The organism is Parashewanella tropica (assembly GCF_004358445.1).
GTDB lineage: Bacteria > Pseudomonadota > Gammaproteobacteria > Enterobacterales > Shewanellaceae > Parashewanella > Parashewanella tropica.
Genome location: NZ_CP037951.1, coordinates 1567387 through 1579675, shown reverse-complemented (window position 1 = coordinate 1579675; position 12289 = coordinate 1567387). Strand labels below are relative to the sequence as shown.

Below are 12289 nucleotides of genomic sequence, written 5' to 3'. Positions count from 1 at the left end.
TAACTCCATGGAAGTGATAGAAACAAACAACGATAAATTGTCACATTGAAAATAAATATACCATAACCGAAAATAGTGTCAATTCAATGCATATCCAGCTATTGATTTAAAAGTGTGACTTGACTCTTAAGGTTTTTTGTTTAATAAATAAGCTATAACCATAAGGTTTGTGCAGGAATTTCTGTACTGTGGTGTGAGACGTAAAATTGTCTAAACCATTATTTATTTCGTCGGGAGTTGGTTAAGGCAATTGCGACTTTGTCCGAGGTACTGTGGATCATTAGTTGATAGTGACCACGGATGGTAAATGAGTAATGAAAAGGGATAATTATAATGATCTTAAATCACTTAATGGGTTTATATACCCAACCGAAACAAGAATGGCATAACATCGAAAAAAATCATGAGTCATTAAAAAGTAGCCTATCTCATGTATTGTTAGTCGCCTTAATTCCTGCAATCTGTGCTTATATAGGTTCTGCTCATATTGGCTGGAACCCAGTGGCCAGTGCTGAAAAACTATTTTTAACTTCACATAGCGCCGTATTAATGTCTGTAGGCATGTACTTCGGATTAATTATCGGTGTATTAGCTCTTGCGTATTTGGCTCATTGGATGGCAAAAACCTTCGATGCCAATCCAACTTTCACTCAAGCCATTGAACTAGCCTCTTATACCGCAACGCCGATGTTCATGGTAGGTTTGTCGGCGCTCTACCCTGAGCTTTGGTTTATGATGACGGTAGCCTTAATAGGGATCAGCTATTCCGTTTACCTGCTCTATACCGGTGTCCCCATTATTATGAATATTCCCGAAGAAAAGGGCTTTATTTATGCGAGCTCACTGGTCACTTGCGGTTTAGTGCTACTCGTTGGACTGATGGCAACCAGCGTAATTTTATGGAGTAACGGTTTCGGGCCTGAATTAGCGGGTGGATAAATACTATCCACCATAAAAAATGCCAGTCATTGTGACTGGCATTTTCAGTTAAGAGATAACAAAAATCTATTTAACCAGCAAACGTATCTCTTAAGCCAACCGTTAAGTTGAACACTAAGTTGTCCGCTGATGCATCTTTGTTATCCGCACAGAAATAACCTTCGCGCTCAAACTGATACGCTTTTTCAACTTCAGCGTTAACCAAGCTTGGTTCCACAACACCATGCTCAACTACTAATGATTCTGGATTAATGATGTCATCAATTGACTCAGCCGCAGCTGGGTTAGCATCAGTAAATAGGCTATCGTACAAACGGAATTCAGCTGGTTTTGCATGTGTCGCTTCAACCCAGTGGATAACACCTTTCACCTTACGACCATCACTTGGGTTCTTACCAAGTGTTTCAGGATCATAAGTACAGTAAACCGTGGTTACATTACCGTCTTCGTCTTTATCACAGCGTTCAGCTTTGATCACATAAGCATTACGCAGGCGAACTTCTTTATCTAAAACAAGGCGCTTGTACTTTTTATTGGCTTCTTCACGGAAATCAGCGGCATCAATGAATAGCTCACGACCAAAAGGAAGTTCACGAACACCTAAATCTTCATGATTTGGGTGAACTGGAGCAGAAAGTTTCTCAACTTCACCTTCAGGATAGTTTTCAATGATGACTTTAATTGGCTTAATAACCGCCATTGCACGAGGTGCATTTTCATTTAAGTCTTCACGAATACAAGCGTTAAGCATACCCACTTCAACCAAGTTATCCATCTTGGTTACACCGATACGCTTACAGAATTCACGAATTGATGCTGGCGTATAGCCTCGGCGGCGCAAACCCGCAATAGTTGGCATACGAGGATCGTCCCAACCATTTACGATTTTACGCTCAACCAAGTCATTCAATTTACGCTTTGACATCAAAGTATATTCTAGGTTTAAGCGTGAAAATTCATACTGATGAGTTCGACTTGGCTTATTAAAATCATCCAGATGATCCAAAATCCAATCGTAAACACGACGGTTATCTTGGAACTCAAGTGTACACAACGAATGAGTAATATCTTCAATGGCATCCGAAATACAGTGAGTAAAGTCGTACATTGGATAAATGCACCACTTATCACCCGTCTGATGATGCTCAGCAAAACGAATTCGATAAATCACAGGATCACGCATACACATGAATGGCGATGCCATATCTATTTTGGCACGCAGCGCACACTCACCTTCTTTGAATTCACCTAAACGCATTTTTTCAAATAGGGCTAAGTTTTCTTCAGGTGAAGTATCACGGTAAGGACTGTTCTTACCCGGCTCTTTTAAAGTTCCACGGTACTCACGCGTTTCATCAGCATTCAAGAAACATACATAAGCTAAACCTTTGTTGATTAGCTCAATTGCGTACTGATGTAACTTATCAAAGTAATTTGAAGAGTAACGAACGTCGCCTTCCCATTGGAAGCCTAACCACTTAACGTCTGCCTGAATCGAATTAACGTAGTCGATATCTTCTTTTTCAGGGTTAGTATCATCAAATCGTAAATTACACTTTCCTTGGTAGTCTTGTGCGATACCAAAGTTCAAGCAGATTGATTTTGCGTGACCTATGTGAAGGTAACCATTTGGCTCTGGCGGAAAACGCGTGTGAACCTCGGTATGCTTACCACTTTCTAGATCATCATCGATAATATTACGAATGAAGTTACTTGGACGTACTTCGTTGCCCTCGTGATCCATGAATGTCCTCTGTGACTCAAATATTGATATTAGTAATAACAGTGAATAATCCTACAGTTGAACGTGAGTTACAATGCCCTATTGATGATCTTTATAAAAAAAGCGACCATTTGGTCGCTTTTTAAAGGTTTTTACCCTTTGGGCGAATTTGCCCTGACATAACTCAGGAGCAATAGTGTGAACGCCAACAGAAACGCACGTCCATGTGCTGACGACCGTGACATCCTGTCACGGACGGTTGTCTTATCACACTCTCACTCCTATCTGTGTCTATTTAGAGTCTTGAGAGTCAACTCATAGTGCAGATTTTATGCTCCAATCGTTATCCTGTTACTACTTTTATACCTGGAATAACCTGCTGAACCTGCTTTCCTTTCTTTTTAAGCCACTGGTAAAAAGCAAACAAAGCGAGTAGAACACCAACAATCCACGCAGACGATGACAATGGGTGCTGAGTAAATGTTGCTGTTTGATAAACTAATACGGCACTGCCGTAAGCCATTCCGAATGTCCAAAATGCAGCAAATCTAGCCCACTTACCACCGAATTCACTCACCAATGCGCCTAGTGCTGCTACACAAGGTGTATAAAGTAAAATAAAGAGTAGGTAAGAAAACGCGGCAGTCTTTGTAACAAATCCAGCTTGTAATGCGCCAAACGTCGAGACATTCACGTCTTGGTCTTCAGCTGCCACTTGTTTATCTTTTACATCACCGATATTTAACGATAATGGATCCTCAACTTTAATATCCAACAAGTTTGCTGGAATCGTGGCAATCGCTTCATTCAAACTATGTATAAATGGCTGAACTTCTGAATCTTGTCCACCAGAATACAAATTGTTCAAGGTGCCCACTACCGCTTCTTTAGCGAAGATACCAGTGATGATACCGACGGTTGCAGGCCAGTTATCTTCTTTGACGCCTATTGGCGAGAACAAAGGTGTCACCTTCTGACTTGCCACACTTAAAACTGAGTTACTGGAATCTTCGTTACCAAACGAACCGTCTGTTCCGATGGCATTGATAAAGTTCAGCAGTGTTACAACGATTACAATGGTTTTACCTGCACCAAAAATAAAGCTCTTGGTTCTTTTCCAAGTTCTAGACATTACCGCTTTAAATTGTGGTACTTCGTAATCAGGCAGCTCCATTACAGATGTACTGCTAGTTCCTGGAAGAATGGTTTTTCGCAGCAGTAAGCCCGTTCCTATAGCAACCAATATTCCAAGAATATAAAGAAGGAATACGATGTTTTGCCCAGACTCAGGGAAGAAAGCCGCAGCAAATAAAGCATACACAGACAAACGTGCACCACAAGACATAAACGGCGCCATCATTCCCGTAACAATACGCTCTCTTTCGTTACCTAAAGTCCGAGTTGCCATTATCGCTGGCACATTACAACCAAAGCCAACTATCATAGGTACAAAAGCTTTGCCTGGTAGACCAACACGACGCATCAAACCATCTACGACAAATGCCGCACGCGCCATGTAACCTGAGCTTTCTAAAATTGAAAGTACTAGGAAAAGTGCAGCGATAACGGGAATAAAGGTCGATACCGTTTGTATGCCCTGCCCCACACCTCCAGCTAAAATCGTGACCAACCAGTCTGGCGTTCCTATATTTGATAAGAGCAGCCCAAAGTGATCAACGAACAATGCCCCAGATGTAATGTCAAAAAAGTCGATAAATGCACTACCCACATTTATGCTCAACATAAATGTCATGTACATCATAAATAAGAAGAAGGGTATGCCTAAGAACGGGTGAAGTGCTAACTTATCGAACTTATCCGTAAAGGTTGCTTTTTTTTCATCAGCAATAACATCTTGGCAAACTTGATCTGCAAATTGATATCGAGCACTTGCAATGAGAATTTCAATGTCGCTATTATCTGTTGTTAGCGTTTCACCACAAGCTTGTTTACGTGTAAGTTGAGTTAACGCTTGCGAGCGTGATATTTCTTCATCTTCTTGTAGCTCAGCAATCTTTCTTTCAACTTGCACATCGTAATTTAATCGTAAAGGGGATTGAGCATGATCGGCCTTTAGAATGTCGCTCAATAGTTGCTTTACTTTCTCAATATCCTGCTCGTTACGAGAACAGACATTAATAACAGGACACGATAAACGCTCACTAAGCTTCTTCAGATCAATTTCAATACCACGCTGTAAAGCAACATCGTGCTTATTTAATAGGACTACAACGGGAATGCCTAGCTCGAGTAATTGAGTGGTCAAATATAAATGACGTTCTACATTTGAAGCATCAACAAGGTTAACGATGCAATCTACAGATTGTTGAGATAAAAACTGCTGTGCGATGGTTTCATCCAATGAGCAATCACAACCATCACTTGCTGCAGTTAAATCATAAATACCAGGTAGATCAGTAATCGCAACTTCTAAGCCCGCTTGTTCAAATGTTCCAGTTTTCTTCTCTACTGTTACACCCGACCAGTTACCAACTTGTTGATTAGAACCTGTTAACGCATTAAATAGTGTTGATTTACCTGCGTTTGGATTACCAACTGTGACGCAAGTGAATGTCTGTTTCATCTTGTTACCTCAATAGCATCAGCTAACTCGCTTCTAACGCAAAGACGTGATCCACGGACTTCTATTTCTAACCCGCTGCCTAAAGGTGCCCTTCTTATTAATGTGATCTTACTTTTGGGCGTGATCCCCATAGATAATAACTTTCTTTTAATCGTCTGGGACATTTCAGAATTACCTACTTCAGAAACGGTAACCTTGTCTCCAGGTTCAAGCTCACTTAGCTTCATGACACCTACCTTGCTTAAGGGCTAACCTTGTTATGTATAAATTGTTTTTATTGGGCAAATCATACTCCACAACGGATCCAAATGATAATGATTTTCACTAATTCGCACGTGACTAGCTCCTAAATTGAATAGAAATATCAAAATCGGTTAGTCAAACACCTCACTACCAAGAATGTAAATGATTGGTGTTACAAATTGTGAAATAAAACACATCGAAACTGAATTTATAATAATTCAACAACCTAAATAGAATAAAAATCAACCAAACAATTTCAGATTTAGATTTATTTTCAAATAACAATAAACAAACATATAAAACATATCGGCTACTAAATTAACATATTTGAAATATAGATGTATATTTTAAGAGCTAGATTAAAATGTCAAATTAACTATTTACATAAAAGAACAAAAAAACCAGAAAAACAGACTACTAATCAACCAATAGGTTAATTAAATGTAAAACTAACAAGCCACATTTATTGTGAACCCAATGTTGCAAAGTTAATTAAATATGAATTATGTTTCTTACAAGTAATCAAAAATTACTTTTTCAAGAAAAATAAATCTAACAATAAAAACAAAACAACAACGTATTGGGAGTTAAACATGAGTTCTAATTCTGTATTAGCAAAATCAGTTCGTTTAGCATTAATCGCTGGTGCATCTACAGGTGCATTTACAGCTTCTAATGTTATGGCTGAAGAGTCGTCTGCTAAAGTAGAGCGTATTGAAGTTACTGGTTCTCGTATTAAAAGAACTGACATGGAAACGGCAAGTCCAGTTACCACCATCGATGCTTCAGCTATCAGCGCAACGGGTGCTACATCTATTGATGACGTACTGCAAAAAATGACTGCAGCTGGCGGTGCTATGACCAATTCAGGTATCAACAATGGTTCAGGCGGTAACAGTCGTATCAACCTTCGTGGTCTTGGTTCTAACCGTACCCTTATTCTTGTTAACGGTCGTCGTATGATTGCATCTGGTACAGGTGCAGCTTCTACTGTTGACTTAAACACCATTCCAGTTTCAATGATCCAACGCGTTGAAATCCTAAAAGATGGCGCTTCTGCAATCTATGGTACGGATGCGATTGCTGGTGTTGTTAACATTATTCTAAAACGTGACTTTGATGGTCTAGAACTTAACGCACAAACAGGCTTATCTGGTCATGATGACGCTAACGAAACTAGCATCGACTTTACATTAGGTAATACGTTTGAGAAAGGTAACATTGTTATCAACGCTCAATACACCAAGCGTGGAGATGCAAGTCAAGCTGACCGTGATTTTTCAAATTGCCCAATTGCTGAAACCGGTAAAACGGGTAGTAAAACCAAATTCTGTGGCGGTAGCTCATACTCAGAAGGCGGACACATTTGGGGTGATAAAAACCACGGTATTCCAACTGTAAAAGACAAAGATGGTAAAGACGTATTTGAGCTAGACAAAAAAGGCTCTTATGGTTATTACACCATGGAAAAAGGTGAACGCGTCTTTAAATATATTGACGATAATAAAAAGCAAGCTGATCTAAGTGGTCGTGGTGACAAATACCACCCATTTGCAGGCTCTGGCGACAATAACGACAGATATAACTACGCTAAAGACAGCTACCTTACTACACCAATGGAAAGATTAAACCTAACTTTCTCTGGTACATATGAGCTAACTGATACAACAACTTTCTTTGCAGAAGCAATGTATACCAAGCGTTGGTCGACTCAACAAATGGCCCCTCAACCAATCTGGAACAAGTCTCCTTGGGTTTACATGCCTAAGAAGCATGGCGGTTGGATGACTGATGATTTACTTCCTTGGGTTCAGAATGGTGAGAAAGTGAGCTATGGTCGCCGTATGGTTGAATCTGGTACTCGTAACTTCTCACAAAATGTTGATACTATTCGCCTAGTTTTAGGTCTAGAGGGTGAATTTGATAACGGCATCACATGGGACGTTTCGTACAACAAAGGGAAAAATGACTCGGTAGACAAGCTAGCTAACCTTCATAATTTAGGTGCTATCGACAAAGCAGTTAAAGACAAGAAGTTTGACCCATTTAAGCAATCTTCTTGGAGAGGCGACAGTATTAAGCCATTCATTTACACCGAAATGAACAGTGGTGGTAGTGAGTTAGATATTGCTGCAGCAAACTTTGCTGGTGAACTATTCGAACTTCCTGCTGGTGTAGTCGGTTTCGCATCCGGTATTGAGTATCGTAAAGAGTCTGCATACTTCACTCCAGATTCATTAACAGCTCAAGGTCTTGCGAATGACCCACGTGTTGAGCCAACGTCTGGTTCATTTAGCGTAAGAGAAGCCTACACTGAATTTGCAATTCCACTATTAAGTGAATTGCCGATGGCTGAGCAAGTTGAATTAAGTGCTGCAGCACGTTTCTTCGACTACAGTACCTTTGGTTCTGATAAGACTTGGAAACTTGGTCTAACTTGGCGCCTAAATGACAGCATTATGCTACGTGGTGTTAAATCGACGGCATTCCGCGCTCCAACTGTAAGTGAATTATACGGTGGTAAGTCTCCATCATTTGATCAAGTTGATCACCCTGCAACAGAGCAGACTCAGGCAGAAGTTACTGTTGGTGGTAACCCATTACTGACTCCAGAAGAGGCGAAAACCTTAACTGCAGGTGTTGTTATTGAACCTAGCTTTATTGAAAACCTATCGTTGACAGTTGATTACTACAACATCGATATTACTAACGCTATCACTAAAGTGGATTCAAGCTACATCGCTGATAAGTGTTTAGGTGCCAACGGTAAGAAAATCAACCAAGACACTGCATTATGTAAGTCTGCGGATATTAACTTAGATTCAACAGGTCGTATTAGCTTCAACAATGGTCTACAAAACATCGGTGCAGCTAAAACTTCTGGGTTTGACATCAACCTAGCCTATGGCTTTGATGCATTCGGCCTTGAGTGGAAGACAAACCTTGATACGTCTATTTTGACAGAGTTCAAAGAGTTCGATCCTGATGGTAAAGCTGTTGACTATAAAGGTTATATCACTGGTGGTGTAGGTGCTTACGCTAAACTTAAATCAAACCTAAGCATTAAGGCTTCTAGTGATGATTGGTCTGCGACTTATGCTGCACGATTCATCGACGGTATGGATTCATTCTCTTCTAAATGTAAGAAGAATCCAAAAGACTGTGCTGCACCGTCTGTTGGTAGCGTTGTTTATCACGACCTATTAGGTTCTTACTCATTAACTAATGATGTAACCCTATCAGGTGGTGTTAAGAACTTATTTGATAAGCAACCTCCATACTACTCAGGTAACAATGATTCGAACACTGACCCATACACTTATGACGTTATTGGTCGATTCTTCTTTATCAAAGCAAATGTTAAATTCTAAATACTAATTTAACAGTAAAGAGAGGCTTAAATTTAAGCCTCTCTTTTGTTAAAAAGACTGTTTATTCTTACTATTACCCCTTCTTTAACTCGCTCACTATCTCTAAACTTCTCTGTTAACACCCAAATAAAGACTAAAATATAACCAAACGGCACTTAATTATAATTTTATTTAATTAAAACAACTTGAAAACATTATAAAACATTAACCAATACTTTAAAAAAAAATAAAAACATAATTAACTTTAAATAAACATTATATTTGATCTTTCTCTAAGTTTTTCTCCTGTCAGAACAAAAACAAATCAAATGTTAACAAACATAAGCAGAAACCATTTGATTGTTGCTTAATTTGTTAAATCACACCATTGTAGATTTTGTATACACAGTGTTGCCGATAAAAATTTAATGTGATTATATTCGGGTCAATGTAATTAGATTTTTATTTCAAAATAAACCTGAAATTACATTTTAAAATCTAAAAAAATTAAATAACAAATCGTTTTTTAGGGAGAAATATCAATGCAAGCTAATGCTGTATTAGCCAAAGCTGTACGCCTCGCGTTAATAGCTGGTGCAACATCTGCAACATTGTCTACTGCAAACGTAATCGCAGCAGAAGAGTCAGCAAATGTAGAACGTATTCAAGTTACTGGTTCTCGTATTAAACGTACTGATATGGAAACTGCTAATCCAGTTGTCGTATTAAGTGCTGATGACATGGCCAAGCAAGGTTTTACTAATGTTCAAGATGCTCTTGAAAATCTAAGCGCAACAACAGGTGCAGTTACTACACAATCAGTGCATGGATATACTCCTTCAGCATCTGCAATTAGCCTAAGAGGTGCAGGAGCTAACCGTACCCTTACCTTGATTAACGGCAAACGATTAAATCAATACCCTAAATTCTTAAATGGTACAGATAACTTTGTAGATACTGCAAACTTGCCAATGGAAGCTGTAGCTCGTGTTGAAATTCTTCAATCTGGTGCGTCTGCAATTTATGGTGCAGATGCCGTTGGTGGTGTTATCAACATCATTTTGAAAAGAGATTTTGAAGGAATCGCATTAAAAGCCCGTCGCGGTGATACTACTCATGGTGGTGGAGCTAACTCTCGTGTAGCTTTATCTCTTGGTTCTAGTTCAGAACGTGGTAATGTATCTAGCTTTGTTGAACTTAACTTCAATGAACAATTAAAGACTACTGACAGAGCTAACTTTGGCTTAGATACAGATAAAGTACCACACAGTGTTAAATCTAAATACAGCTCATACGGTGCACGTATTGCTCCAAACTCTAAAGGTGCAAAAGGCCAAAGAGCACTTAATCAAGAACAATGTGAAACCCAAGACTTACTATGGGATAAAGCAAACAATCGTTGTGGATATGACCGCTCTAAGCAACGTGACCTAAGCCCAGAAAGTTACCGTTTTATCAGCTCGACTATTTTTAATTACGAGTTAACTGATGACACCATTTTTAATGGCCGAATTGATTTCGCAAAAGCTAAATCAACCACATTGATTGAACCTACGTCAACTGATGGTGTGGATGTTGAAGTTAAAGAAAATAAAGTAAATGTTAATGCTTATGGTAGAAAATTTACTTATAACAAGGCTGATGCATTTGGCGGGGATTTTGCGAACGCTGAAGACGGTAAGTACTACTACATCAGACGTTTGAATGGTTTGGGTAACCGTAAAGGTGAAACCAATACCCAAAACTATTATGGCTCATTTGCTCTAGAGGGTACTTTAGCTGACGAATATAGCTGGGACGTATCTGCAAACTACGGAAAAACAGATTTAGATGTATTTAATAGCGGTTATAGCCTAGAGCAAAAAATCGTAGACTACATCACTTCTGAGAAAAATGGTAAGTCTCTTCTTGATCCTATTTCAAAAGATGCATACAAAAAGTTAGAGTACACGCCTCATTCTCGTGCGACTTCTTCGCTACTGAACTTCCAAGCAAATATCTCAGGTGTTGCTTTACAGCTTCCAAATGGTAATGATCTAGAATTTGCTTTAGGTTCTGAGTGGTCTAAGCAAAAATATCGTGCTAATGCAGATACTGAATCTAAAGCTGGTAATGTTGTAGGTACTGGTGGTTCTTCTGGTCAAGGTGAGCGTTCATTCTACGCAGTGTACTCAGAGCTTAGAGTTCCTGTTTTAGATGAGCTGACTTTTGACTTAGCACTTCGTTATGACAAATACAGTGACTTTGGTGGTAATGTTACGCCATCTATCGCTGTAGAATACCGTCCAATTGATGAACTTCTAGTACGTGGTTCATATAACAAGGTATTCCGTGCTCCAGATATGCAACGTGTATACGGTGACCCTTCTACAGGTTTCTCTCAAGTAACTGACGTTAAACGATGCCTAGAACTTGGTGGAACACCTGACAAGGTTATTAAAGGTCTACCTGACAATGTAAATACCGTATGTAATGAATTACACATCGATATTACAACAGGCGCTAACCCAGATCTGAAAGCAGAGAAAGGTTATACAGCAAATGTTGGTGCCGTATACGGTACTGACGAGCTAAACGTTTCTATTGATGTTTGGGAGTGGAAGCTAAATGATATGGTTACTACTGTATCAGCTTCTAGAAAAGCTCGTGAACATAAGCTTTACGAAAAAGATATTACTCGTGATGCTCAAGGAAAAATTACTCACATCAACTCTGTAGCGCAAAACCTTTCATTTAAAAAGGTAAGCGGTATTGATTTAGAAGGTGGTTACACTTATGAAATGGACGCTCTAGGTGAGCTTTCTTTCAAAACTAAAGCGACCTACTTGCTTAAATCAGAAAGCCAAATTGATGCAGCTTCTCCTGTTGATGATGACATCGATGACGGCGGTATTGCTCGACTAAAAGGTAGCTTCGTTACAGCTTGGAATTATCAAGATTTCACAACAACTCTTGGTATGTTCTACACTGCAAGACACCATGGTGCAAGCTATAAGTCAGTAAAAGCTAACTCTAAGAACTTTGATGAAAAGGCTAATGAAGTAGCTTCATACGTTAAGTGGAACTTCACTTCGATTTACAACGTTTCTGACGATGTTCAAATCAAAGCAGGTATCTTGAACCTATTTGATAAAGGTCCTAACTTTGACCCAACATTATCAAGCTGGCCACACTATGAGCGTTCGCTATTCAACGCTCGCGGACGTGAATGGTTTGTAGAAACTGAAGTTAAATTCTAATATTTAACGAATATTCAAAAGCGACTTCAATGAAGTCGCTTTTTTCTTTCCAATAACAAAACTGTAATTTCACATCCAGCACTCAACTTATTTAGAACTATCAATTAAGCTCTCGATTTTGTTACCAAGATCTCAATTTTTTCCATTCAATCTTTTAAGCTGTGATTTCAGTACTGATGCCGCACCACATCTTCTGTTACTATCCCCAATA

At 39.1% G+C, this 12289-nt stretch carries 6 protein-coding genes; 3 read left to right on the top strand and 3 right to left on the bottom strand.

Annotated features, from left to right (window positions below; genetic code table 11):
* Positions 1–333: 333 nt before the first annotated feature.
* The gene (locus E2H97_RS06700) at positions 334–939 is read left to right on the top strand and encodes a Yip1 family protein (protein WP_133406425.1); all 606 of its coding nucleotides are present in this window, start codon (positions 334–336) and stop codon (positions 937–939) included.
* A 70-nt stretch (positions 940–1009) separates the two neighbouring features.
* Here the strand turns inward: E2H97_RS06700 and glnS are convergent, their stop codons facing one another.
* The 3 genes from glnS to E2H97_RS06685 all read right to left on the bottom strand — a co-directional run bounded on the left by glnS (position 1010) and on the right by E2H97_RS06685 (position 5473).
* On the bottom strand, positions 1010–2683 hold the full coding sequence (gene glnS / locus E2H97_RS06695) for a glutamine--tRNA ligase (protein WP_133406424.1): 1674 nt from the start codon (positions 2681–2683) through the stop codon (positions 1010–1012).
* Positions 2684–3005: 322 nt separating this feature from the next.
* A complete protein-coding gene (gene feoB / locus E2H97_RS06690; RefSeq protein WP_133406423.1) occupies positions 3006–5246 on the bottom strand; it encodes a Fe(2+) transporter permease subunit FeoB in 2241 nt (746 codons plus the stop codon).
* Positions 5243–5473 (bottom strand): FeoA family protein, encoded by a 231-nt coding sequence (locus E2H97_RS06685; RefSeq protein WP_133406422.1) that lies wholly within the window; start codon positions 5471–5473, stop codon positions 5243–5245. The genes feoB and E2H97_RS06685 overlap by 4 nt, the downstream gene beginning before the upstream one ends.
* A gap of 609 nt (positions 5474–6082) precedes the next feature.
* Between E2H97_RS06685 and E2H97_RS06680 the strand changes: the two genes are divergently transcribed.
* Positions 6083–8860 (top strand): TonB-dependent receptor, encoded by a 2778-nt coding sequence (locus tag E2H97_RS06680; protein ID WP_133406421.1) that lies wholly within the window; start codon positions 6083–6085, stop codon positions 8858–8860.
* 521 nt (positions 8861–9381) lie between these two features.
* Complete coding sequence (locus E2H97_RS06675; protein WP_133406420.1) at positions 9382–12078, top strand: TonB-dependent receptor plug domain-containing protein; 2697 nt, start codon at positions 9382–9384, stop codon at positions 12076–12078.
* Positions 12079–12289 lie beyond the last annotated feature (211 nt).

Bases quoted from the DNA above. Each gene is read 5' to 3' on its own strand.
- E2H97_RS06675 (WP_133406420.1), top strand. From the start codon at position 9,382: ATGCAAGCTAATGCTGTATTAGCCAAAGCTGTACGCCTCGCGTTAATA.
- E2H97_RS06680 (WP_133406421.1), top strand. From the start codon at position 6,083: ATGAGTTCTAATTCTGTATTAGCAAAATCAGTTCGTTTAGCATTAATC.
- E2H97_RS06700 (WP_133406425.1), top strand. From the start codon at position 334: ATGATCTTAAATCACTTAATGGGTTTATATACCCAACCGAAACAAGAA.
- feoB (WP_133406423.1), bottom strand. From the start codon at position 5,246: ATGAAACAGACATTCACTTGCGTCACAGTTGGTAATCCAAACGCAGGT.
- glnS (WP_133406424.1), bottom strand. From the start codon at position 2,683: ATGGATCACGAGGGCAACGAAGTACGTCCAAGTAACTTCATTCGTAAT.
- E2H97_RS06685 (WP_133406422.1), bottom strand. From the start codon at position 5,473: ATGAAGCTAAGTGAGCTTGAACCTGGAGACAAGGTTACCGTTTCTGAA.